Genomic DNA, 24,517 nt, shown 5'->3' with positions numbered 1-24,517 from the left:
CCTGAAGGTGCTGAAACAGAAATGGGCCCCGGAAGGGCCCATTTCATATGCATGCGTGCGATACGCAATCAGGCGTGGCCAAACACCCGGCTGAAGATGGTATCGACATTCTTCAGGTGGTAGCCGAGATCGAACTTCTCGGCGATGTCGTCCTCGGACAGATATTTGCGCACATCGGCATCAGCCAGAAGGAAGCTCTGGAAGTCGCCTTCGCCACGCCACACCTTCATGGCGTTGCGCTGTACCAGACGATAGGCATCCTCGCGGCTGGCCCCCTTCTGGGTCAGCGCCAGAAGCACGCGCTGGGAATGCATCAGGCCACCCAGACGGTCCATGTTCTTCTGCATGTTGTCGGTATGCACCACCAGCTTGTCCATCACTCCGGTGAGGCGGGCGAGGGCGAAGTCGAGTGTCACGGTGGCATCCGGGCCGATCATGCGCTCGACGGAGGAGTGGGAGATGTCCCGCTCATGCCACAGGGCGACATTCTCCAGCGCGGGCGTCACATAGGCGCGCACCATGCGGGCAAGGCCGGTGAGGTTCTCGGTGAGAACGGGGTTGCGCTTGTGCGGCATGGCCGAGGAGCCCTTCTGGGCCTCGGAGAAATATTCTTCGGCTTCCAGCACTTCGGTCCGCTGCAGGTGGCGCACCTCGATGGCCAGCCGCTCCACGGAGGAGGCCACCACGCCGAGCGTGGCGAAGAACATGGCGTGCCGGTCCCGCGGGATGACCTGGCTGGAAACGGGCTCCACATGCAGGCCCAGCTTCCTGGCCACATGGGCCTCAACGCTGGGATCAATATGGGCGAAGGTGCCCACGGCGCCGGAAATGGCGCAGGTCGCAACTTCCTCACGGGCGGCGACAAGGCGGGCGCGATTGCGCTGGAACTCAGCCGCCGCCATGGCCAGCTTCAGGCCAAAGGTGGTCGGTTCGGCATGAATGCCGTGGGAGCGGCCAACGGTGGGGGTGAGCTTGAACTCGAAAGCGCGACGCTCCAGCACCTTCAGCAGGGCATCGATATCCGCAATCAGCAGATCCGCCGCGCGCACCAGCTGCACGGCAAGGCAGGTGTCCAGCACGTCAGAGGAGGTCATGCCCTGATGGACGAAGCGGGCTTCCGGCCCAATAAACTCGGCCAGATGCGTCAGGAAGGCGATGACATCGTGCTTCACTTCCAGCTCGATCTCATCGATCCGGTCGATATTGAATTCCGCCTTCGAGCCGAGTTCCCAGATCTTGGCAGCAGCTTCCTTGGGCACGATGCCAAGTTCCGCCATTGCTTCTGCTGCATAGGCCTCGATCTCGAACCAGATGCGGAAGCGGCTTTCGGGGGACCAGATATTGGCCATTTCCGGCCGGCTGTAACGCGGAATCATCGACACTCTCGTTTATTGGGACGCCAGAGGAAGAGACGCCATGTGCGCTCTAGCAGATCATGGCCCGGTTGAGTAGCGCAGGGGGTGTTTTAGGGCCATGGGGAAGGGCAGATTCTAGCCGCACAGGAGGTTTCAGCGCCCTTTTCGACGCTGTGCGCCGATCATGATGCCATGGGAGACGGCATCCGGCCCGAACTTGGCTTTCAGCAGATCCATGGCGGCCTCGGCGGCCTTTCGGCGCCCCAGCCCGTCATCGAGCAGATCGGCGGGGTCTGCATCCGTTGCCGGCCCCAGCTCCGAGACGCCAACGCCAAGCAGGCGGTAGCGGGTGCCATCTGTTTCACGCACCAGCAGATCATGCGCCTCGGCATAGATGCGGCTGGCAAGGCAGGTGGAATTGTCCAGCGTGCGGGCGCGGGTGCGCAGACGGAAATCAGCGCTTTTCAGCTTGAGCGTGACGGTGCGGCCGGCAATCTGGCCCTTCTTCAGCCGCGCGCTCACTTCCTCTGCAAGTTTGTACAGGGTTTGTTCCAGAGGGCGCAGATCCGCAATATCGCTCTCAAAAGTGGTTTCCGCAGAAACGCTTTTGACGACCCGCTCCGGCTTCACCGGGCGGTGATCGACACCATGGGCAAGACGGGAGATGCGCAGCCCTTCCGCACCATAGCGCCGCGCGAGATCCGATGCCTCCGCGCGCTGGAGATCTCCAATCGTGCTGAAGCCATCGCGGGTGAGACGATCGCCAAAGGCTTTGCCCACCCCCCACAGAAAGGTGACAGGCCGTGGCGCGAGAAAAGCTGCCGCCTCTTTCTGTCCGAGCACCGAGAAGCCCCGTGGCTTGTCCAGATCCGAGGCTGTTTTCGCCAGAAACTTGTTGGAGGCCAGCCCGACAGAAACAGTGATTCCGACCTCTCGCTCCACCTCCAGCGCAAAGCGGGCCAGCGTGCGGGAGGGAGGCTGGCCATGCAGGGCCTGTGTGCCGGAAAGGTCCAGAAACGCCTCGTCAATGGAAAGCGGTTCCACCAGAGGGGTCAGAGCCTGCATCATGGCCCGCACCTCACGGCCGGCCTTGCGGTATTTTTCGAGATTCGGCGCGATCACCACCGCCTTGGGGCATAATTGCAGGGCCTTGAACATGGGCATGGCGGAGCGGACGCCATGAATGCGGGCAATGTAGCAGGCGGTGGCCACAACGCCGCGCTTGCCGCCGCCAATGATGACCGGGACATCCGCCAGCTCCGGATTGTCGCGCTTTTCGACGGAGGCGAAGAAGGCATCACAATCCACATGCGCCAGACAGAGCGTATCAATCTCAGCATGGCGCACCATGCGGGGGCTGCCGCACCGCACGCAGCGCGGACCGGGGCCGGCATCGGCCAGGCAATCACGGCAGAAGCCGGGCAGGGCATGGGGCTGTGTGGTCATCATGCGCTATCCGAATCAGGCGGCAGGTTCAGGCTTATTCTGCGCGTTGTACGGGAGCATCCGGGTCAAAACCGGGTGAAAGCAGTTCATGGGCCGCAACGACATGGTGCGGGTCCAGCCCCTGTTGCGCGGCAAACTCCAGCAGCAAGGGCTCATCCGCGAGAATGAAGGCCAGAATCCCGGCTGCGAATCCCTTCTGTGTCGCCGCCTCGCGCAGGCCTGCGGGGGTGAGTCCGGTCTCTTCAAGAAAGCGCACCAGATGGTCAGGGTCTGCCGCAAGGTAAGATAATGCCCTGATGGCAAGATTCTGGGCGGCGTCATGCTGGGCGAGACCGGATTTTCGCTTATCTTTGAAAGTCATTTGCTGTTCCGCAAGGTTTGGGCTCTAGCTGTTTCCATTCCAGCACGTTCAAGGCGCGCTGCGAAGGGCATGGAGCAGGATGGGGCATGGCGAAAACGGTGATGATCGTGGAAGACAATGAGCTGAACATGAAGCTCTTCCACGACCTTCTGGAGGCGCATGGCTATAAAACGGTGGAAACCCGCTCCGGTGTCGAAGCGGTGGAGCTGGCGCGCGCACACCGGCCAGATCTCATCATCATGGATATCCAGCTGCCGGAAATCTCCGGGCTGGATGTAACGCGCAAGCTGAAGGCGGACCCGGAGCTGAAGGTCATCCCCGTTGTCGCCGTGACAGCTTTCGCCATGAAGGGCGATGAGGAGCGGATTCGCGCCGGCGGGTGCGAGGCTTATCTCTCCAAACCCATCTCTGTCATGAAATTTCTGGAAACCGTGCGCGAATTCACCGGAGGATAAGGGCCGGCGGGCGGTATATGCATGCCTGCCATTCCAGTGCTTTTCCTTCGCTGCGCATTAGGATATGGTGCCTCGCAGATGCGGGCATATTCTGCGTGTTCCGGCCTATGGATTTGATGTCCATGGTCTTTCTTCACAGAATGGGACACGTGTTCCGGTTTCAGACAACCCTGCGGAGTGCTCAGGTCCGCCGCATCTCCTGGGTCCGTAGGGTTTGGCCGATGGGTTCGGGTTTCGGGAGGCCTCCCCGTCCCACCCATCGGCCAGCCTCTTTTCCATTCCGCTCTCCAGATCATCGCCACTGCGTCTGCCGGCAGGTTCAGTCCTGCTCGGGCAAAGGCTCGCCGCGTCGGAAGGGGCCGAGTCTGGCGAGGAGGGCGGCGTCTTCCTCCATATAGGCCCGCTCGTGGACGAGATAATCCGCCACGGCCCGGCGTAATCCGCCATGTTCGATATGGTGCGCCGAAAAGGTTGGAACAGGCATATAGCCGCGCGCCAGCTTGTGTTCACCTTGGGCGCCGGCCTCCACGGTTTTCAGGCCGTGGGCAATCGCAAAATCAATGGCCTGATGGTAGCAGACCTCGAAATGGAGGCTGGGATGCGCCTCGATACACCCCCAGTAGCGGCCATACAGGGTTTCCGCGCCGATGAAATTGAGAGCGCCAGCAATATAGCGCCCCGCCCGACGGGCCATGACCAGCAGTATCCGGTCCGCCATCCTCTCCCAGATGCGAAAAAAGAATGCCCGGTTGAGATAGGGCGATCCCCATTTCCGGCTGCCTGTATCCAGATAAAAATGGAAGAAGGCATCCCACGCCTCTTCGCTCAGGCTGGAGCCGGTGAGCCATTCTATCTGGATGCTGGGCGAGAGCGCCTCCCGGCGCTCTTTCCTCAGGGCCTTGCGCTTGCGGGAGGCGAGTGTTTCGAGAAAACTCTCATAATCCGCATAGCCTGCATTCACCCAGTGGAACTGCCTGTCCATGCGCAGCAAAAACCCCAGCTGCTCCAGATTCCGGCACTCCTCGCGCGTGGCGAAGGTGATGTGGGCCGATGATGCGCCCCGCAGGCGCACAAGCTCTTTCAGCCCATGGACCAGTGCGGCTTCACGCGCCTCGCCCTTCTCACCCGCGCGCACCAGCAATCTGCGGCCGGTCACAGGCGTGAAGGGAACCGCGATCTGGAGCTTGGGGTAATAATCGCCACCGGCCTGCTGAAAGGCATCGGCCCATCCATGGTCGAAGACATATTCACCACGGGAATGGGACTTCAGATAAGCGGGCGCTGCGGCCAGCGCTTCTCCCTCTTCACTCTCCACAAGCAGATGCTGCGGCAGCCAGCCTGTCCGCGGCGCGGCGCATCCGGTTTCTTCCAGTGCGGAGAGAAAGGCATGTGAAACAAAAGGCTCCGGCCGCACGCCATCTCCCGCGGCACAGGCATCCCATGCCGCGGGGGAGATGGCGTCGAGGCCGGGCAGAACGCGAATCCGCAGGTCCCTCACCTCTGATGACCTCAGGCGACTTGGACGATCGCCTCGATTTCAACCGCGGCATTCAGGGGCAGGGCGGCGATGCCGACTGCCGAACGGGCATGGCGCCCCTTGTCGCCCAGAGCTTCCACAAGGAAATCCGAGCAGCCATTGACCACGCTGGCCTGATCGTAAAAATCAGGTGTGGAGTTCACAAAGGCGGTGAGCTTGGTGACGCGCACCAGCTTGTCGAGATCGCCGATCGCCGCGCGCACCTGAGCCAGCAGATGAATGGCACACAGCTTCGCCGCCGCCTGTCCGGTCGTGACATCGACATCAGCACCCAGATGGCCGGTGATGAGCTTGCCGTCCGCATCCCGCGGGAGCTGGCCGGAGATGAACAGCAGGTTGCCCACGCGCGTGAAGGGAACATAATTGGCGAGCGGGGCCACCGGCTGCGGCAGGGTGATGCCCAGTTCGGCCAGCTTCTTTTCCACGGAAGAGGTCATCACAATCTCCTTGAGGCACATGTTTGCCATATGGTTCTCTTAAGTCACACACTCTTCGCCGAACCGGATGCCCGGTGCAAGCGAACATGACGGGAATGAAAGTGCCACGGCGCCGTAATGAGGGCGGAGAGAAAATGATGCCAGCACGTGCGGCGCATTGCGTGATTGCGGGCCTGACCCTGTGGAGCCTTCTCGGGGCGGCAATGGCGCAGGAGACTGCCTCATCTCCCCAGCTGCCGGAGCTGCTGCCCCATCATGTCGTCTATGAACTGCGTCTGGATGACACCCGTCCGAGCGGGCAGGTGGATTATGTGGCCGGCAAGATCGACTATCGCATCACCGGCAACCGGTGCGCGGGCTATGAAACCGAAACGCGCCAGACAAGCGAGATCAGCACCGGCGCTCTTCCCAACCGGCAGCAGGTTCATGCCTCATCCTGGGAGGATGGCGCGGCCCGCGCCTATCGTTTCACCAGCACCACAACAGCCAGCGATGCGCCCCGCAAGCAGATAGGGGCGGATGTGGAGCGGGATGCAAGCGGGGTTCTGGAGGTCAGCGTCACCCGCCCGGAGGCGCGGACATTCAGCCTTGAGGGGCATGTGCTGCTGCCGACAGAGCATGTCCGCCGCATTCTGGTCGCGGCGGGGGATGACCAGCGCCAGTTCTCCGCACGGGTCTATGACGGGGCGAGTGACATCGAGCGGGTTTACCAGTCCCTCGCCGTGATCGGCCGCAAGCAGACAGGCGTGGCAACGGAGGCCCCCAGCGCTCGGGGATTGAGCGAGGATGCGGCCAGCGCACTGGAGGGGGTGGCCTTCTATCCCGTCATCGTCAGTTATTACGATGAGAACGGAAGCGATGACACGCCTGCCTATGTCATGTCCTTCGCGCTCTATGAGAATGGGGTGCTGGGCAAGCTGAAGATAGATTATGGCCGCTTTGCCATATTGGGCACGATGACCGGCTTTGAGACACTCGGCCGCAAGGGATGCTGAAGAAGGTGTGTCAGGGGGTCACTTCTCCCCCTGATACACCTCGCCAATATGTGTCTGGCCGCGTTCCACCGCCAGCATCTGCTGGCGGTGGCGTTCGCGATAACTGGCGCGTTGCTCGTCGCTGCGCTCGCCATGGCAGGCCGGGCAGCTCACACCCTCCTCATAAAGGGGGGAGGCGCAGTCTTCCTGCGAGACAGGGCGGCGACAGGCATGACAGAGCAGGTGAGAGCCCGGCTCCAGTCCATGTCCTACCGAAACGCGCTGATCGAAAACAAAGCATTCGCCCTGCCAGAGACTCTCTTCCTCGGGAACCGTCTCCAGATATTTCAGAATGCCGCCCTTGAGGTGGAAGACATCCTCAACACCTTCTCCTTTCAGGAATGCTGTCGATTTTTCGCAGCGGATTCCACCCGTGCAGAACATCGCCACTTTCGGTTGCCTGCCCTGTTCCAGCAGGGCCTGGCGGTGCTCCCGAAACCATGAGGGAAACTCGCGGAAGGTGCTGGTTTGCGGATTGATCGCGCCAGAGAAGGTTCCGATCGCGACCTCATAGTCATTCCGGGTATCGATCACGACCGTATCCGGATCGGAGATGAGAGCGTTCCAGTCTTCCGGGGCAACATAGGTGCCAACACTGGCCAGTGGATCAATCCCCGGCACGCCCAGAGTGACGATCTCGCGCTTCAGCCGCACCTTCATGCGGTGGAACGGCATGGCTTCAGCACCGGAAAACTTGACATCCAGCCCGGCGCAGCCGGGCAGGGCGCGGATATGTTCCAGAACGCGCAGGATGCCGCTTCGCGGGCCGGCGATGGTGCCGTTGATGCCTTCCGCGGCCAGCAGAAGGGTGCCTTTCACGCCCCCCTCGCGGCAGATCCGCTCAAGCGGCGGGCGCAATGCGGCGCAATCCTCAAAGGGAGTGAACTGATAGAGCGCCGCCACGCATACCGGTGCGCTGTCATCCCTTTCATGCGGGACTGCAACTATGGGGTGATCCTGTTCCATGCCCGGTCCATATCCTCATTTCTCCCGGAATCATACAGCGCGCTTCCCGGTGCCGGGGGCGCCGACCTTCAGGTGACGAGGGTCGGGTCGCTGTCATTGCGCGGGGGCCAGGCCAGGGAGAAATCCTCCCTGTCCCGGGTGAGGTTGGGGTTATAGGCCGGGTCTTTGGCGAGCATGTCACCCCAGCGCTCTTCCATGAAGGCGATCTCGGCGAGAAAGCGCTTCTGCTTCTCCGGCGTATCCTCGCGCCCCCGCGTGGCGGACTCGTGATGATACAGCTCCGCATGGGGGGTCCAGATGTTCCGATAGCCTGCGGCATGCACTCTCAGGCAGAAATCGACATCATTGAAGGCGATCTTCAGATGCTCGGCATCAAGCCCGCCCACGGATTCATAAATGCTCTTGCGCACGATGAGGCATGCGGCCGTGACGGCTGTCAGCGCATGTGTGAGTCTGGCGCGCTTCATATATCCGTTTGACTTGCGCTTGAGGAATTTGTGCGCGTGCCCGGCAACCCCTCCAAGGCCCAGCAGAACGCCGCCATGTTGCAGGCGCCCATCCGGGTACAGAAGCCGCGCGCCGACAGCACCCACGCCGGGCTGAATGGCAAGGCTCACCATTTCGCTCAGCCAGTCCGGCGCAATCACCTCAATGTCATTGTTCACCAGACCAATGATTTCGCCCCGGGCATGCTGAACGGCATCATTGTTGATGGCGGAATAATTGAAGGGCTGCTCATCCCTCAGGACCCGGATGCGGGGATGGCCCTGAAGGGATTCGAAGTAGCGCAGCGTTGCCGGATCATCCGAATTGTTGTCGACAAGCAGGATCTCGTAATTCGGATAAGTGGTCTTTTCCAGAATCGAACTGATGCATTGGCGGGTCAGGGCCAGACCATTCCGGGTGGGAATGATCAGGCTCACCAGAGGCGGGTTCTGCGGGAGATGGTACCGGATACGGTACACCCCATCGGATATGACCTCGACATCACCCTGCACATGGGTGCGTGCAAGATGGTCCTGAATGGCCCGTTGCCCGGCGCTGGAGGCATAGTTCTTGTTGCTGCCCTTCTGCGCGGTGCTGCCCTTATGGCTGCGCCAATGGTAAAGCACCCGCGGAATGTGGCAGATGGAGCCGGCGGGCAGGTCTTCCGTATAGCGCAGCGCGAGATCATGGTCCTGCGCGCCCTCATATCCCTTGCGGAAACCGCCAAGCGCCCGCACCCGGGATGTGCGGTAGACGCCCAGATGGGAAATGATATTCAGCCCGCGCAGAAAATCCGGGTTCCAGTCCGGCTTGAAGCCCGGATCGTAACGCTGGCCATTGTCCCGGATCTTGTCTTCATCCGAATAGATGAGCTGCACATCGGGCTGGGCGATGATGGCACGGGCCACATAGAAGAGAGCGTCTTCCGTCAGCAGGTCATCCTGATCCAGCAGGGCGATCCACTCGCCTGTGGCCAGTTCGATGGCGGAGTTTGAAGCCAGCGAGATGTGGCCGTTTTCCGGGCGATACACCACCTGAATGCGCGAATCCGCCGCCGCATATTCCTCCAGAACCGGGCGGATATCGGCATGGGTGGAGCAGTCATCGGCGATGCAGAGCTGCCAGCGCGGGTAGAGCTGCCGGCGCACGGAATCAATCGCCTGCCGCAGATACCGGATATCGGCATTGTAGACCGGCATGATGACGGAGAGGAGAGGGGGCGATTCCCAGCCGGATATCTGTGAGCGGATCAGTTCGCGATGCGTGTCATCAAGCCTGGCATAGTGCTTCAGCCAGAGGGCATAATCATTCCGGTTGAACGCATCCCTCTTGAACTTGCTCAAAGGATGCCGCCAGAAGGCCTGCAGGCGGAGCTTTAACGATTGCATGCGTCATCCGCACTGTTTCGGGTCCATATCGGACAGAACATGATCATGGCTGCAATACTATACCAACCGGCAGGACGGTGCATCCGTACCCGGCCTAAAAAGAAAGGCGCCGGATGGCGCCTTCTTGTTCTGTACCCAACCCAGAAGGGCGGTATGGTCGATCAAGACGTGCGACGCTGGGCGTCGCACCCGTCACTTGATCTTGGTCTCGCGGAATTCCACATGCTTGCGGATGACCGGATCATACTTCTTGAGCACGATCTTGTCGGTCTTGGTGCGAGAGTTCTTCTTGGTCACGTAGAACGAGCCGGTGTCCGCGGTGGACAGGAGCTTGATCTTGATGGTTGCAGCCTTGGCCATGTTCTTAATTCCTTGGGCCCGCTTGTGCGGCGCGCGGCCTTCTCGGTCATAAAATAGAAATACGGACGCGCTGCCAAAGCGGCCGCTCGTGGAGCGCGAAGTAGCCTTAACAGGGGCTGGATGTCAAGGCAGACCTCTTCCACGCAGATGTGAATGCGGATGGAAACAGCGCCATAATACATGGAAGGGGATCAGTGTCCGCATGGCACCTGTGTTGTGGACATGGGTGAACTTTGGGCAGCGGGCTTCCATCCTGAAGTATGATGTTGTAGAGACGCCCAACTGGCGCACCCCGGCTTTCCGCCTGTGGTGTGAACGTGATGGATTCAATGCAGACGGTTCTGATAGTCATTCACCTATTGGTGGTGCTCGCGCTTATCGGCGTGGTGCTGATCCAGCGCTCCGAGGGCGGTGGACTTGGCGCGGGCGGTGGAAACAGCTCTGGCGGGTTCTTCAGCGCGCGTGGCTCCGCGAATGTGCTGACGCGCACGACGGCCATTCTCGCGGCGCTGTTCTTCATCACATCGCTGGTGCTCACGATGTCAGCCGGGTGGAATCGCTCGCCGACATCCATTCTGCAGCCGGGCGCACCCTCCCAGGGCGCACCTGCGACATTGCAGCCGGGCAGCACGATTCTCGACCAGATTCAGCCGCAGGGTGGCGCACAGCCGCCTGCCGGCCCGCAGGTTCCGCAGTCTCAGTGAGTTTCATGCCGCGGGCATCGTGTTCGCGGCATAAAATTTGAGTGGCGAGGCGAAGCTTCAATGGCTTCGGCTCGCCGAGTCGCGTTTGTATCGATGTGAGGTTCAGTTCATGGCGCGCTATATCTTCATCACCGGCGGCGTCGTGTCTTCACTGGGCAAGGGCCTGGCCTCCGCGGCTCTTGGCGCCCTGCTCCAGGCGCGTGGATACACGGTGCGCTTGCGCAAGCTGGACCCCTATCTGAATGTCGATCCGGGCACGATGAGCCCGTATCAGCATGGTGAGGTCTTCGTTACGGATGATGGTGCGGAGACAGATCTTGATCTCGGCCATTACGAGCGGTTCACCGGTCGTCCGGCCACCCGGCAGGATAACATCACCACCGGCCGCATCTATATGGACATCCTCACCAAGGAGCGTCGTGGCGACTATCTGGGCGCCACCGTTCAGGTGATTCCGCATGTCACCAATGCGATCAAGGATTTCGTTCTTGATGGCAATGAGGGTTACGATTTCGTGCTGGTCGAGGTGGGCGGCACGGTTGGCGATATTGAAGGGCTGCCCTTCTTCGAGGCGACCCGCCAGCTCAAGAACGAGCTTCCGCGCGGACATGCCATTTTCATCCACCTCACCCTCATGCCCTATATTCCCTCCGCCGGCGAGCTGAAGACCAAGCCGACTCAGCATTCGGTGAAGGAATTGCGCTCCATCGGAATCACGCCGGACATCCTGCTGTGCCGGACAGACCGCGAGATTCCGCGCGAAGAGCGCCGCAAGCTCTCACTCTTCTGCAATGTCCGCGAGAGCGCTGTCATCGATGCGCGCGATGTGGACAATATCTATGCGGTGCCTTCAGCCTACCATGCGGAAGGGCTGGACCGCGAAGTGCTGGCCGCCTTCAATATCGAGCCTGCGCCCGCACCGAATCTGAGCCGCTGGACCAATATCGAGTCGCGCGTGCGCAACCCGGAAGGTGAGGTCACCATTGCCATCGTTGGCAAATATACCGGGTTGAAGGATGCCTATAAGTCCCTGATCGAGGCGCTCGCCCATGGCGGAATCGCCAATCAGGTGAAGGTCAATCTCGACTGGATCGAGAGTGAGACCTTCGAGCGCGAGGACCCCGCGCCCTTCCTGGATCATGTCCACGGCATTCTTGTTCCGGGCGGATTCGGCAAGCGTGGCGCGGAGGGCAAGATTCGCGCAGCCCGCTTTGCCCGTGAGCGGGAGGTTCCCTATCTGGGAATCTGCTTTGGCATGCAGATGGCCGTGATCGAGGCCGCCCGCAATCTTGCCGGCATCCAGAATGCTGATTCCACCGAGTTCGGTCCGACGGATGAGCCGATCGTGGGTCTGCTGACGGAATGGGTGCAGGGCGAGGAGCTTCAGCGCCGTTCCGCGCAGGGGGATCTGGGTGGCACCATGCGGCTCGGGGCTTTCCCGGCACAGTTGGAAGAGGGCAGCCGGGTGGCGGATATCTATGGCCGCACCCGGATTTCCGAGCGTCATCGTCATCGCTACGAGGTCAACACCGCCTATCGCGAGCGGCTTGAGGCGCATGGCCTGAAATTCTCCGGCATGTCTCCCGATGGCCTGCTGCCGGAGATTGTCGAGTATCGCGACCATCCGTGGTTCATTGGCGTTCAGTTCCACCCGGAGCTGCGGTCGCGCCCGTTTGAACCGCATCCGCTCTTCGCGTCATTCGTGAAGGCGGCGATGGTGCAGAGTCGCCTTGTGTGATGAGTTCAGCGTCCGGTTTCCCCTTCGGAATGAAGGAAAACCAGATGATGCGTGAATTTTAGAAGTCGTCTCATCAGATGATATGCAGCGTCACATTGTTGAATGTGCGCTGCATATTCTTTTTTATTTCAGTTATTTGACTCGCCTTCTCAAGCGTGGCCCCGCCCATGCGTGTGTCATGTGACGCTTGTGTGGGGGTGCGTGCGGAATGAGGGGATAATCTTTTTCACAAAATTGCCCTTTTGCCGTTAAGCTCCCGGTGCCCGCACCGGATGTGCATGCGCGTGAGAGCTTTGCTGCGCCGCACACAAGGCACGGGCCAGCACCAGGCTTCATGGTCTGTGCGGTCTGGTGACCCGGCTGGGCACATGCCTTCTGCACTCATGAAGCCGGTTTTTGCGAAAAAGGAGAGTTCATGAGACGCGGCCTCGATCATGTCGTCCATCTTGTTGGTGATCTGGATGCGGCCGGGGAGGTTTATGACCTGCTCGGATTTACGGTGGGGGTTCGCAATGTTCACCCATGGGGAACAGCAAACAGGATCATCCAGACCCCGGGCTTCTTTATCGAGCTCTTGCAGATTACAGACCCCGAGAAGCTGCCCGCCCGCGAGGAAGGCAAATTCTCATTCGGCGGGTTCAATGCCGATTTCTTCAAGGCGCGCGGTGAAGGCCTGTCGATGATGGTGCTTGAGGGCAGCGATGCCGCCGCGGAAAAGGAAGTGTTTGATGCTGCCGGCTTTGGTGGCTTCGAAACGGTTCACGCCACACGCCTCGGTCGCCGCTCAGATGGCGAGGAGGTGGAGGTATCCTTCTCGCTGGCCTTTGCCCATGATCCGCGCTCCCCGGATTTCGGTGCCTTTACCTGCACCCAGCACCGGCCCGAGAATTTCTGGTCCGAGAATTTCCAGCGTCATTCCAATGGCGTCACCGGGCTTGCGGGCCTGAGCCTGGTTGCGGATGAGCCCGCGTCCCATCAGGATTTCCTCAACACACTGACAGACGTGCCGCTTCTGCGCGCGCGCGATGACTGGTATCTCGCCCAGACACCCCGTGGCGAAATCGAGGTGATGACCCGAGGCCTGTTTACCGACCGCTATGGCGTGCCGGCACCGGAAGGCGAGGGGCTCCACATTGCGGCGGTGCGTTTCACCACCCCCAATATTGCTGAATTGCGTCGCTCCCTTGAAGCCCGCCGCATGGTGGAAGAAGCTGTGGAAGGCATCATCGTTGTGCCGCCGCGTGCTGCCATGGGCGCCACGCTGGTCTTCGAGCAGGTGCGCGAAGGCTGATTCCAGTCTATTTTACAGATCATCAGATATTTGGGACGAATGTGCACGCGGTGCAGGTTCGCCCCAAATATGGAACAATCCGCCATTATGCGTGGCGCTCCCTCCCGAACAGATGAGCCAGGGTCATGACTGCCGCAACGCCGATCTCACAGCCGGACCAGATCGTTACCGTGGGTGACGTTCGCATCGGCAACAGCCTGCCTCTGGCATTGATTGCCGGCCCCTGCCAGATGGAAAGCCGCGACCATGCGCTGGAGGTGGCCGCAGCGCTGAAGGAGATCACCCGGCGGCTCGGCATGGGGCTGATTTTCAAGACCTCTTTCGATAAGGCGAATCGAACCTCGGCCAATGCGGCGCGCGGCATGGGGCTGAAGGCAGCCATACCTGTGTTTGCGGAAATACGCGAGAAGCTGGGCCTGCCGGTTCTGACCGATGTGCATGAAATCGAGCATTGCGCGCCTGTCGCCGAAGTGGTCGATGTACTTCAGATTCCGGCCTTTCTCTGCCGCCAGACGGACCTGCTGCTGGCAGCGGCGCAGACAGGCCGCGTGGTGAATGTGAAGAAGGGGCAGTTCCTGGCCCCATGGGACATGAAGAATGTCGTCGCCAAGCTCACAGGCGCCGGAAACCCGCATGTGCTGGTGACAGAGCGCGGGGTCTCGTTCGGCTACAACACGCTCATTTCCGATATGAGGGCGCTGCCCATTCTGGCCAAGACCACGGGCGCGCCTGTTGTTTTTGATGCGACACATTCCGTGCAGCAGCCGGGCGGGCAGGGCACCTCATCGGGCGGGCAGCGGGAGTTCGTGCCGGTTCTGGCGCGTGCGGCGGTGTCCATTGGTGTGGCAGCCGTCTTTATCGAAACGCATCCGGACCCGGATCAGGCACCTTCTGATGGGCCGAACATGGTGCCGCTGGCCCAGCTGGAGGCGCTGCTGAAGATGCTTCAGGCGTTCGATGCTGTCGCGAAGGCGCATCCGGTCACCATCTGAACGGGATCATGGTGGGAAAGGGCCGGGGAAGTTCTGTCCTGAGGGGCACAAGCGCCTTGTTCCCATTGCTTTTGCGGGGTACTGGCAGCTATGGCAACCCGTACGACTCCTCCCGGTGACGGTCATATCGAAACCGTGCAGCTGAAGGCAGCGCTTGAAGAGCGCTACCTCGCCTATGCCCTTTCCACCATCATGCACCGCGCATTGCCCGATGCGCGCGACGGCCTCAAGCCGGTGCACAGGCGTATTCTCCACGCCATGCGCCAGCTCAAGCTGGACCCGGGGCAGGGCTTCAAGAAGTCCGCCCGTGTGGTGGGCGATGTGATCGGCAAGTTCCACCCGCATGGAGACCAGTCCGTTTATGATGCCCTTGTCCGTCTGGCGCAGGAATTTGCCCAGCGCTATCCGCTGGTGGACGGGCAGGGCAATTTCGGCAATGTGGACGGCGATAATGCTGCCGCAATGCGATACACCGAGGCCCGCCTGACAGAGACCGCGCGTCTGCTGCTGGATGGCATCGATGAAAATGCGGTGGACTTCCGCCCCACCTATGATGGCTCGGAAGAAGAGCCGCTGGTGCTGCCGGCGGCTTTCCCGAACCTTCTGGCAAATGGCTCGCAGGGCATTGCGGTGGGTATGGCCACCTCCATTCCCCCGCACAATGCCGCCGAGCTCCTGGATGCCGCCCTCCATCTGATCGACCATCCCAATGCGCTTTCGGCGGACCTTCTGCGCATTGTGCCGGGGCCGGATTTTCCCACGGGCGGCATTCTGGTGGATGACCCGGTGGGCATTGCCGAAGCCTATGCCACCGGGCGCGGCTCGTTCCGCGTGCGCTCACGCTGGCATAAGGAAGAGGCCGGACGTGGCGGTTATGTGGTGGTGGTGACCGAGATCCCCTATGGCGTGGCCAAGTCCCGTCTGGTGGAGAAGATCGCCGAACTGCTGACAGACAAGAAGCTGCCTCTTCTGGCCGATGTGCGCGATGAAAGCGCCGAGGATATCCGCCTTGTGCTGGAACCGCGCGCCCGCACGGTGAATGCCGAGGTGCTGATGGAAAGCCTGTTCAAGCTGACCGAGCTTGAGGCGCGGGTTTCCCTGAACATGAACGTGCTGGTGCGCGGGCAGGTGCCGAAGGTGCTCTCGCTCGCCGAAGCCCTGCGCGAGTGGCTCGATCACCGGCGCGAGGTGCTGCTGCGCCGCTCCCGCTACCGCCTCGAAAAGATTGCGCATCGGCTGGAAGTGCTGGGCGGTTATCTCATCGCCTATCTCAATCTTGATGAGGTCATCCGAATCATCCGCGAGGAGGATGAGCCCAAGGCAGAGCTGATGCGCGCCTTCGGCCTGAGCGATGTGCAGGCGGAGGCCATCCTTAATATGCGTCTGCGCTCCCTGCGCCGCCTTGAGGAAATGGAAATCCGCAAGGAACATGATGCGCTGAGCAAGGAGCAGGATGGCCTGAACAAGCTGGTGGCCTCCGAGGCCGCGCAATGGAAGGCGATTGGCAAGGAAATCCGCGAAACGCGCAAGACCTATGGCCCGGAAACCGCCCTTGGCAAGCGGCGCACCACCTTTGCCGGCGTGCCGGAATTTGGCGAGGAAGCCTTTACCGAGGCACTGGTGGAGCGTGAGCCGATTACGGTTGTCGTCTCGCAAAAAGGCTGGATCCGCACCCTCAAGGGGCATGTGCAGGATCTCTCCAGCCTCCAGTTCAAGACGGATGACGCGCTGGGGCATGCCTTCTTTGCCGAAACGACATCCCGCCTTATCCTGTGTGCTTCAAACGGGCGTTTCTACACGCTTGATGCCTCCAGGCTTCCGGGCGGCCGCGGACATGGCGAGCCGGTGCGGATGATGATCGATCTGGAGCAGGAGATCGAGATCGTCTCGATCTTCCCGCATCAGGCCGGCCGCAAGCTGCTGGTTGCCTCACGGCAGGGCAGGGGCTTCGTGGTGGGCGAGGATGATTGCATCGCCAATACCCGCAAGGGCAAGCAGGTGCTGCTGGTGGATGCCCCGGATGCCTTGCAGGTTGTCCGCATCGTGGAAGGCGATACGGTTGCAATCATTGGCGAAAATCGCAAACTGTTGCTGTTCCCGCTTTCCCAGGTGCCGGAGCTGACGCGCGGACGCGGTGTGCGTCTCCAGCGCTATCGCGATGGTGGGCTTTCGGATCTCAAGCTGTTCACCTTGAGCGATGGGCTGACCTGGGAGGATACATCCGGGCGCACATGGACGGTGACAGAACTTCTGGAGTGGCAGGGTGAGCGTGCCGCAGCCGGGCGTATGCCACCGAAGGGTTTCCCCCGCACCAACAGGTTTTCCTGAGTGATCGTCTACAGCAAGGCTGGCTGATGAAGAAAAAAGCGCGCTCTCATGTGGAGCGCGCTTTTTCATTTTGTCCATCTGGCCAGGAGGTCAGGCGCCACGGGTCCAGCGCAGGGCCGCTTCAGCGACGCGCTTGCCAAGATGGGCGGCCGTGCGCTGATCTGCCTCCGGCGGCACAATATCGGCCCCCTGATCGACATTGGACTGGGCAAATGCCCCGGAAAAGCTGCCCAGACGGTTGAGGTCATTCACTGAGCCGGCTGAATTGTTGTTCCCCGGCATCAGGCCGAGGCCAACCCAGATCATGCCATGCTGCTGGGAGAGGGTGAAAAGGGCATTCAGTGCCTGTACCTTGTCGCCATTCTGGCTGCCGGAATTGACGAAGCCTGCGGCAAGCTTGTCCCTCCACTTGCTTTCAAACCAGCGCTTGGAGCTTTTCTCGGCAAAGGTCTGAAATGCCGCCGCGACATTGCCCATATAGACGGGGGAGCCGAAAATGATGGCGGCAGCCTCATCCAGCTGCTCCCAGTGCTCATCCACCTTTTCGGCCTGAACCAGAAGTCCCTCGACGCCGGAGACTTCGCGGATGCCTGCAAGAACGGCCTCCGCCTGCACTTTTGTATGTCCATAACCCGAGTGATAGACGATGGCGACGACAGGCTTTGTCATGGGAGGTCTCCCCAAAAAGATCTGGCTGCAAGGATATTCATCGCGCGGTTGGCATGCCGTGCGAGAAACAGCTTTCCCCTCCTTTGTGCCTTGCATTCGGGAAGAGTGCCATGCCAGATTTCGCAAGCCTCAAGTGCATTTCTGCAATGACGATGGGTTCATGCACCCCGCGTCTGAAATCGCCGGTTTCGACATGTCCCCCCGACCCGTGGCGCGCGGTTTTTAACAGGACAGAAACCGAAGCAGCCTAGAGTGTCAGGCATGCAAAGCCGCTCTCGCCTCCGCACCATACTGGCCACGCTGACCCTCCATCTGGGAGCGGCGGCCCTCATCGGCTATTTTGCCTATCACGCCTATACGGGTGATCACGGGCTCGTGGCAAAACGCAACTATGAGAATGAGCTGAAGCAGCTTGAGGCGGAGCTGGCAGACCTGCGCGCGCAGCGCACCTCCATCGAGCACAAGGTCTCCCTTCTGGCTGCGAGCCGACTCGATCCCGACATGCTGGATGAGCAGGGGCGGCGGCTGCTGAATTTCATTCATCCAAATGACATTGTGTTGCTACGCAACAATTGAACTGGAAAATAGTTCATCATACACATGAACCATATTTGGGTTCATTCGTTTAAAATCAAGCTTTTACAATATGTTGCAGTGCAATAAATAGATTTGAGGCTTTGAAGCTCGAAGGAGGTGGGGTACAAAAATACAACTCCAGCACTTCTCGAGGATGCCAATGGCCCCTAGAAAGTCTACCGCCCGCCCCGCCGCCGCTTCACAGGAAGCTGCAACCTTCACGAAGGATGATGATCTCCTCGCCTATCGGGAGATGTTGCTGATCCGCCGGTTCGAGGAAAAGGCGGGCCAGATGTATGGCATGGGCCTCATCGGCGGTTTCTGTCACCTTTATATCGGTCAGGAAGCTGTCGTTGTCGGCATGCAGATGGCGATGGAAGAGGGTGACCAGGTCATCACCGGCTACCGCGATCATGGCCACATGCTGGCTGTTGGCATGGAAGCCAATGGCGTGATGGCCGAGCTCACCGGCCGCCGCGGAGGCTACTCCAAGGGCAAGGGCGGCTCGATGCACATGTTCAGCATCGAGAAGCAGTTCTTTGGTGGCCACGGCATCGTTGGCGCTCAGGTTTCTCTCGGCACCGGCCTCGGCTTTGCGGATCGCTACCGCAACAATGGCAAGGTCTCCATCACCTATTTCGGCGATGGCGCGGCCAACCAGGGCCAGGTTTATGAGAGCTTCAACATGGCGGAGCTCTGGAAGCTGCCCGTCGTGTATGTCATCGAGAACAACAAATATGCCATGGGCACTTCGGTGACCCGCTCCTCCGCCCAGACGGACTTCTCCAAGCGCGGCGTTTCCTTCAACATCCCCGGCGAGCAGGTGGATGGTATGGATGTGCGCGCCGTGCGCGCCGCCGCCGAGCGTGCGCTCTCCTTCGCCCGTTCCGGCAAGGGGCCCTATATTCTGGAAATGCAGACCTACCGCTATCGCGGTCACTCCATGTCCGATCCCGCCAAGTACCGCTCCAAGGAGGAGGTGCAGAAGATGCGGACCGAGCATGACCCGATCGAGCAGGTGCGCGTGCGCCTGCTGGAAGAGCACAATGTGGCCGAGGAAGAGCTGAAGAAGATCGACGCGGAAGTCCGCGAGATCGTCGCAGCTTCCGCCGAGTTCGCGACGAATGATCCCGAGCCGGATGTGTCCGAGCTGTACACGGACATCCTGCGCTGAGCGGGCACGAGATGGCGCGCATGGATACGCTGATGGTCGGGCGCGCTGTTTCTCCTTCTTTCGTTGTCGCGGCGTGTTGCGCCGCTACCTCTCTCATCATGGCGCGGAATGACCGGCGATATGCAGGCCAGATGCCTGATCGCCCCTTCCGCCGCCCAGCAAGAGCTGACTGCCATGGCCATTGATGTACTCATGCCGGCCCTCTCCCCGACCATGGAGAAGGGCAACCTCGCCAAATGGGTGAAGCAGGAAGGCGACAAGATCCAGCCCGGTGACGTGATCGCCGAAATCGAGACCGACAAGGCCACCATGGAAGTGGAGGCGGTGGATGAGGGCGTTCTCGCCAAGATCCTCGTGCCGGAAGGCACGCAGGATGTGGCCGTGAATACGCCTATCGCCATCATTGCGGCAGAAGGTGAGGATGTCAGCACGGCTGCCGCATCCACGCCGGCAGCAGCACCGGCCCCGGCCGCTGCCGTGGAGGCACCCGCCGCCGCAGCTTCCCCTTCCGCTCCCGCTATTGCCGCAGCGCCTGCCGCCGTGGCCCATGTGGACCCGGAAGTGCCGGCCGGCACCGAATATGTCACGCAGACCGTGCGCGAGGCGCTGCGTGATGCGATGGCCGAGGAAATGCGTCGCGATGGCGATGTGTTCGTGATCGGTGAGGAAGTGGCCGAATATCAGGGCGCATACAAGATCACCCAGGGCCTGTTGCAGGAGTTCGGGGATCGTCGCGTCGTGGATACGCCCATCACCGAGCACGGCTTTGCCGGTCTGGCGACAGGTGCGGCCATGGCTGGTCTCAAGCCCATCGTCGAGTTTATGACCTTCAACTTCTCGATGCAGGCCATTGACCACATCATCAACTCTGCCGCCAAGACGCATTATATGTCTGGCGGGCAGGTAGGCTGTTCCATCGTGTTCCGCGGCCCGAACGGTGCTGCCGCGCGCGTGGCTGCCCAGCACAGCCAGGATTATGCCGCCTGGTACAGCCATATTCCGGGCCTGAAGGTCATCGCGCCCTATTCGGCGGCAGATGCCAAGGGGCTCCTGAAAGCGGCGATCCGCGATCCCAACCCCATCATCTTCCTTGAGAATGAAATTCTCTACGGCCACTCTTTTGAAGTGCCGAAGCTGGAAGATTTCGTGCTGCCCATCGGCAAGGCCCGCATCGCCCGCCCCGGCAAGGATGTGACGCTGGTGTCCTTCTCCATCGGCATGACCTATGCGCTGAAGGCGGCCGAGGAGCTGGCCAAGCAGGGGATTGATGCGGAAGTCATCGACCTGCGTACCATCCGCCCGATGGATGTCGAGACGATTGTGGCTTCTGTTCAGAAGACGGGTCGTTGCGTCACCGTGGAAGAGGGCTGGCCGCAGTCCGGCATCGGTGCCGAGATCGCCGCCCAGCTGATGGACAAGGCTTTCGATTATCTGGATGCGCCGGTGCTGCGCGTCACGGGCAAGGATGTGCCCATGCCTTACGCCGCAAACCTTGAAAAGCTGGCCCTGCCTTCGGTCGCCGAAGTGATCGAGGCCGTCCATGCCGTGACCTATCGCTGAGGAGACGGCCCATGCCTGTCGAGATTCTGATGCCGGCCCTGTCTCCCACCATGGAGAAGGGCAATCTGGCCAAGTGGGTGAAGCAGGAAGGCGATACGGTGAAGTCTGGCGATGTGATCGCCGAGATCGAGACCGACAAGGCCACCATGGAAGTGGAGGCGGTGGATGAGGGCGTTCTCGCCAAGATCCTCGTGCCGGAAGGCACGCAGGATGTGGCGGTGAACCAGGTCATCGCCGTTCTCGCCGTGGAAGGTGAGGATGCCAAGGCCGTTGCGGCCACAGCCGGGCAGGGTGGGGCTTCCGTGCCTGCGCCATCTGCGCCGGCCCCGGCCGCCGCTGCCCAGCCTGCTTCGGCCGCACCGGCTCCATCCGTGAGTGCGCCGGCTCCCGTCGCTGCGGCCCCGGCCGCCGCTCCGGCGGGTGGACGGTTGTTCGCCTCCCCGCTGGCGCGTCGCCTTGCGAAGGAAAAGGGTATTGATCTGGCCGCCCTGAAGGGTTCCGGCCCGCGTGGGCGAATTGTTGCACGCGATGTGGAAGGCGCACAGCCCGGCCTGCAGGTTGCAGCCGCCGCTCCCGCTCCCGCGGCGGCGAAGGAGGCTCCCAAGAGCGCTGTCGCCACGGCCCCCGGCGTGGATGCGGTCAAGGCTCTGTATGAAGCCGGCACCTATGAGGAAGTCCAGCTCGACGGCATGCGCAAGACCATTGCGCGTCGCCTTGTCGAGAGCGAGCAGGTGACCCCCACCTTCTTCCTCACGGTTGATTGCGACCTGGATGAGCTGATGGCCCTGCGTGAGCAGGTGAACAGGAATGCCGCCCTCAAGGAGGATGGCAAGCCGGTCTATCGCCTTTCGGTGAATGACTTCATCATCAAGGCCCTCGCTCTGGCGCTTCAGGCCGTGCCGGCCGCGAATGCCGTCTGGGCCGAGGACCGTGTGCTGCGCATGAAGCATTCGGATGTGGGTGTGGCTGTCGCCATCGATGGCGGCCTTTATGCCCCGGTGGTCAAGAAGGCCGAGCAGAAGACGCTTTCCGCCATCTCGAACGAGATGCGGGATCTTGCCACCCGCGCGCGCAACAAGAAGCTGAAGCCGGAAGAATATTCCGGTGGTTCGACCTCTGTGTCGAACCTCGGCATGATGGGCATTCGCAACTTCACCGCCATCATCAATGCCCCGCAGTCCTCCATCTTCGCCATCGGTGGATCCGAGAAGCGGGTGGTCGCGCGTGGCGATGAGATGAAGATCGTCACCCAGATGACCGTGACCATGACCTGTGACCATCGCGTCATGGATGGCGCACTGGGAGCCGAGCTTCTGGCGGCATTCAAGGGCTTTATCGAAAAGCCCATGTCCATGCTCGTCTGAGCCTTTCCGGCTCCATGAATGGGGATGTGGGGCGGTCGATGCCGCCTCACATCACTGCCCTGAGCCATCGCTCTTCCATATGGGGAAGTTTGCGGTTGAGGGGATTGGCGGAACGTAAAGCAAGGCGGAAAAGCCGGGATGAAGCTCTATCTGGCTGGCCCCGAGGTCTTTCTGGATGACGCGCGCGCGCAAGGCCGGCGCAAGCTGGATCTGTGCCGGGCTTATGGCTTTGAGGGGCTGTTTCCGCTGGATGGTGAGCCGGTGATGGAGGGGGCGGGCATGAGCGCCGCCATCTTTTTCGCCAATCTGGACATGATCCGCGCGGCAGACGCCATTGTCGCCAATCTCACCCCGTTTCGCGGGCTGAGCGCTGATCCGGGCACGGCTTTCGAGCTGGGATACGGTTTTGCATCAGGCAAGACGGTGGCGGCCTACAGCAACCTGCCGGGAGACCTTCTCACCCGCGCCCGCCATACCATTGGCGCGGCGGAAGATATTGACGCTCCGCCGACCCTGATGCGCGATGGCATGCATGCCGAGGATTTCGGCCTGTTTGACAATCTGATGCTTGCAGAGGCCCTCAAGGCCAGCGGCTTTCCCGTCCTGCAGGCGCAGAGTGAACCGGCGGACCCCATGCGCGACCTGGAACTTTTTCAACGCACGCTTGAGGCACTGGCGCAGACCGGGGCCGCGGGCACACGCAAAGAACAGGTGTGCCGCCGCTGAGGCTGGCGCGCCACCCTTTTCCAAACCCCGCCGGAAAAGCCGGTGGCGAGGAGGCATTCCATGGCTGAGTCCTACGATATCATCGTCATTGGTGGCGGCCCCGGCGGCTATGTGGCGGCCATCCGTGCGGCGCAGCTTGGTTTCAAGACCGCTGTTGTCGAGAAGAGCCATATTGGCGGCATCTGTCTGAACTGGGGCTGCATTCCCACCAAGGCACTGCTGCGTTCGGCCGAGATTTACCATTATCTCCAGCACGCCAAGGATTATGGCCTCTCTGCCGAGAATGTCAGCTTCGATCCGGCGGCCGTGGTGAAGCGTTCGCGCGGTGTTTCCGCCCAGCTCAATTCCGGTGTCGGCTTTCTGCTGAACAAGAACAAGGTGGATGTCATCTGGGGCAAGGCGACCCTGACAGCGCCGGGCAAGATCAAGGTGGAAGCTGCGCAGAACCCGCCCAAGGGCGCCAAGGGCGGCGGGGACTACACCGCCAAGCACATCATCATCGCCACTGGCGCCCGCCCGCGCGCCTTGCCCGGTATCGAGCCGGACAAGAAGCTGATCTGGACCTATTTCGAGGCCATGGTGCCGGAGAAGATGCCCAAGAGCCTGCTGGTGATGGGCTCCGGTGCCATCGGCATCGAGTTTGCCTCCTTCTATCGCACTATGGGCGCCGAGGTGACCGTGGTGGAGGTGATGCCGCAGATCCTGCCTGTCGAGGATGAGGAAATCGCCGCCATCGCCCGCAAGCGCTTCGAGAAGCAGGGCATGAAGATCATGTCCGGAGCGAAGGTCAACGGTGTCACCAAGCATGCGGATAGCGTGACCGTGCATGTGGTGGATGCCAAGGGCGCCAAGCATGACATCACCGTGGAGAAGATGATCTCCGCCGTCGGCGTCGTGGGGAATGTCGAGGGGCTGGGCCTTGAGGCGCTGGGCGTGAAGCATGAGCGCGGCATCATCACCACGGATGGCTATGGCCGCACCAATGTGCCGGGCATCTATGCCATTGGCGATATCGCCGGCGCACCGATGCTGGCCCACAAGGCCGAGCATGAGGGCATGACCTGCGTGGAGACCATCAAGGGGCTTCACACCCACCCGCTGGACAAGCTCAAGATCCCCGGCTGCACCTATTGCACGCCGCAGGTCGCCTCCGTTGGCCTGACCGAGAAGAAGGCCAAGGAAGGCGGGCGCGAGATCAAGGTGGGGCGCTTCCCCTTCATCGGCAATGGCAAGGCGATTGCGCTGGGCGAGCCGGATGGCCTTGTGAAGACCATCTTCGATGCCAAGACCGGCGAGCTTCTCGGTGCGCACATGGTGGGCGCGGAAGTGACCGAGATGATTCAGGGCTTTGTCATCGCCATGAATCTGGAGACGACGGAAGAGGATCTGATCCATACCGTCTTCCCGCATCCCACCCTGTCTGAAATGATGCATGAGAGCGTGATGAGCGCTTATGGCCGCGCCATTCATGTGTGACGTGATGGGGTGGAGGGGCAGGCATGCGCTTCCACCCCGCGCATCCGGTTGCATTCTCGTGTAAGGATGCTCAAGGCCATCACAAGCCGCATGG

Annotated in this window: 22 protein-coding genes; 13 read left to right on the top strand and 9 right to left on the bottom strand. The window is 61.2% G+C overall.

The features are described 5' to 3' along the window. Window positions 1-68: 68 nt before the first annotated feature. The 3 genes from purB to ACT6QG_RS04845 all read right to left on the bottom strand — a co-directional run bounded on the left by purB (window position 69) and on the right by ACT6QG_RS04845 (window position 3,162). Window positions 69-1,376 carry an adenylosuccinate lyase gene (gene purB / locus ACT6QG_RS04855; RefSeq protein ID WP_444976451.1) on the bottom strand — a complete coding sequence of 436 codons (1,308 nt, stop codon included), beginning with the start codon at window positions 1,374-1,376 and terminating at the stop codon, window positions 69-71. A gap of 132 nt (window positions 1,377-1,508) precedes the next feature. Beyond that, window positions 1,509-2,801, bottom strand: coding sequence for a DNA polymerase IV (locus ACT6QG_RS04850; RefSeq protein WP_444976508.1), 1,293 nt, complete (start codon window positions 2,799-2,801; stop codon window positions 1,509-1,511). A gap of 34 nt (window positions 2,802-2,835) precedes the next feature. Then, the gene (locus ACT6QG_RS04845) at window positions 2,836-3,162 is read right to left on the bottom strand and encodes a DUF3572 domain-containing protein (RefSeq protein WP_444976450.1); all 327 of its coding nucleotides are present in this window, start codon (window positions 3,160-3,162) and stop codon (window positions 2,836-2,838) included. An 86-nt stretch (window positions 3,163-3,248) separates the two neighbouring features. Between ACT6QG_RS04845 and ACT6QG_RS04840 the strand changes: the two genes are divergently transcribed. Beyond that, window positions 3,249-3,617, top strand: coding sequence for a response regulator (locus ACT6QG_RS04840; RefSeq protein ID WP_444976449.1), 369 nt, complete (start codon window positions 3,249-3,251; stop codon window positions 3,615-3,617). Window positions 3,618-3,936: 319 nt separating this feature from the next. Here the strand turns inward: ACT6QG_RS04840 and ACT6QG_RS04835 are convergent, their stop codons facing one another. Both ACT6QG_RS04835 and ACT6QG_RS04830 read right to left on the bottom strand, forming a co-directional pair. Further along, a complete protein-coding gene (locus ACT6QG_RS04835) occupies window positions 3,937-5,115 on the bottom strand; it encodes a GNAT family N-acetyltransferase (RefSeq protein ID WP_444976448.1) in 1,179 nt (392 codons plus the stop codon). Between the two features lie 11 nt (window positions 5,116-5,126). Beyond that, window positions 5,127-5,591, bottom strand: a complete 465-nt coding sequence (locus tag ACT6QG_RS04830; protein WP_444976447.1) for a RidA family protein — start codon at window positions 5,589-5,591, stop codon at window positions 5,127-5,129. A gap of 134 nt (window positions 5,592-5,725) precedes the next feature. Between ACT6QG_RS04830 and ACT6QG_RS04825 the strand changes: the two genes are divergently transcribed. After that, window positions 5,726-6,586, top strand: coding sequence for an EipB family protein (locus ACT6QG_RS04825; protein WP_444976446.1), 861 nt, complete (start codon window positions 5,726-5,728; stop codon window positions 6,584-6,586). An 18-nt stretch (window positions 6,587-6,604) separates the two neighbouring features. Here the strand turns inward: ACT6QG_RS04825 and trhO are convergent, their stop codons facing one another. The 3 genes from trhO to rpmG all read right to left on the bottom strand — a co-directional run bounded on the left by trhO (window position 6,605) and on the right by rpmG (window position 9,825). Next, on the bottom strand, window positions 6,605-7,591 hold the full coding sequence (gene trhO, locus ACT6QG_RS04820; RefSeq protein ID WP_444976445.1) for an oxygen-dependent tRNA uridine(34) hydroxylase TrhO: 987 nt from the start codon (window positions 7,589-7,591) through the stop codon (window positions 6,605-6,607). A 68-nt stretch (window positions 7,592-7,659) separates the two neighbouring features. Next, window positions 7,660-9,420, bottom strand: coding sequence for a glycosyltransferase family 2 protein (locus ACT6QG_RS04815; protein WP_444976444.1), 1,761 nt, complete (start codon window positions 9,418-9,420; stop codon window positions 7,660-7,662). 237 nt (window positions 9,421-9,657) lie between these two features. Beyond that, entirely contained in the window at window positions 9,658-9,825 is a 168-nt protein-coding gene (gene rpmG, locus ACT6QG_RS04810) for a 50S ribosomal protein L33 (RefSeq protein WP_444976443.1), read from the bottom strand. A gap of 329 nt (window positions 9,826-10,154) precedes the next feature. Between rpmG and secG the strand changes: the two genes are divergently transcribed. The 5 genes from secG (at window position 10,155) to parC (ending at window position 16,878) form a co-directional block, all read left to right on the top strand. Beyond that, complete coding sequence (gene secG, locus ACT6QG_RS04805) at window positions 10,155-10,529, top strand: preprotein translocase subunit SecG (RefSeq protein ID WP_444976442.1); 375 nt, start codon at window positions 10,155-10,157, stop codon at window positions 10,527-10,529. 109 nt (window positions 10,530-10,638) lie between these two features. Next, window positions 10,639-12,267, top strand: coding sequence for a CTP synthase (gene pyrG / locus ACT6QG_RS04800; RefSeq protein WP_444976441.1), 1,629 nt, complete (start codon window positions 10,639-10,641; stop codon window positions 12,265-12,267). A 415-nt stretch (window positions 12,268-12,682) separates the two neighbouring features. Then, entirely contained in the window at window positions 12,683-13,558 is an 876-nt protein-coding gene (locus tag ACT6QG_RS04795) for a VOC family protein (protein ID WP_444976440.1), read from the top strand. A 125-nt stretch (window positions 13,559-13,683) separates the two neighbouring features. Next, on the top strand, window positions 13,684-14,550 hold the full coding sequence (gene kdsA, locus ACT6QG_RS04790; RefSeq protein WP_444976439.1) for a 3-deoxy-8-phosphooctulonate synthase: 867 nt from the start codon (window positions 13,684-13,686) through the stop codon (window positions 14,548-14,550). Window positions 14,551-14,640: 90 nt separating this feature from the next. Then, window positions 14,641-16,878: a DNA topoisomerase IV subunit A gene (gene parC, locus ACT6QG_RS04785; RefSeq protein ID WP_444976438.1), complete on the top strand. Its 2,238-nt coding sequence runs from the start codon at window positions 14,641-14,643 to the stop codon at window positions 16,876-16,878. A gap of 90 nt (window positions 16,879-16,968) precedes the next feature. On the opposite strand, the gene ACT6QG_RS04780 is transcribed toward parC, so the two are convergent. Beyond that, complete coding sequence (locus tag ACT6QG_RS04780; protein ID WP_444976437.1) at window positions 16,969-17,547, bottom strand: flavodoxin family protein; 579 nt, start codon at window positions 17,545-17,547, stop codon at window positions 16,969-16,971. A gap of 261 nt (window positions 17,548-17,808) precedes the next feature. On the opposite strand from ACT6QG_RS04780, the gene ACT6QG_RS04775 reads away from it, so the two are divergent. The 6 genes from ACT6QG_RS04775 to lpdA all read left to right on the top strand — a co-directional run bounded on the left by ACT6QG_RS04775 (window position 17,809) and on the right by lpdA (window position 24,423). Then, window positions 17,809-18,123, top strand: a complete 315-nt coding sequence (locus tag ACT6QG_RS04775) for an FtsB family cell division protein (RefSeq protein WP_444976436.1) — start codon at window positions 17,809-17,811, stop codon at window positions 18,121-18,123. 160 nt (window positions 18,124-18,283) lie between these two features. Then, on the top strand, window positions 18,284-19,297 hold the full coding sequence (gene pdhA, locus ACT6QG_RS04770; RefSeq protein WP_444976435.1) for a pyruvate dehydrogenase (acetyl-transferring) E1 component subunit alpha: 1,014 nt from the start codon (window positions 18,284-18,286) through the stop codon (window positions 19,295-19,297). 174 nt (window positions 19,298-19,471) lie between these two features. Next, window positions 19,472-20,857 (top strand): pyruvate dehydrogenase complex E1 component subunit beta, encoded by a 1,386-nt coding sequence (locus tag ACT6QG_RS04765; RefSeq protein WP_444976507.1) that lies wholly within the window; start codon window positions 19,472-19,474, stop codon window positions 20,855-20,857. Window positions 20,858-20,868: 11 nt separating this feature from the next. After that, complete coding sequence (locus ACT6QG_RS04760; RefSeq protein WP_444976434.1) at window positions 20,869-22,221, top strand: pyruvate dehydrogenase complex dihydrolipoamide acetyltransferase; 1,353 nt, start codon at window positions 20,869-20,871, stop codon at window positions 22,219-22,221. 138 nt (window positions 22,222-22,359) lie between these two features. Beyond that, a complete protein-coding gene (locus tag ACT6QG_RS04755; RefSeq protein ID WP_444976433.1) occupies window positions 22,360-22,947 on the top strand; it encodes a nucleoside 2-deoxyribosyltransferase in 588 nt (195 codons plus the stop codon). Window positions 22,948-23,007: 60 nt separating this feature from the next. Beyond that, window positions 23,008-24,423, top strand: a complete 1,416-nt coding sequence (gene lpdA, locus ACT6QG_RS04750) for a dihydrolipoyl dehydrogenase (RefSeq protein ID WP_444976432.1) — start codon at window positions 23,008-23,010, stop codon at window positions 24,421-24,423. Window positions 24,424-24,517: the final 94 nt, after the last annotated feature.

The sequence above is a fragment of the Haloleucobacter ellipsoideus genome (assembly GCF_052491725.1).
Note: the sequence above shows the minus strand (reverse complement) of the source record. Positions and strands in the feature narration are given on the sequence as shown.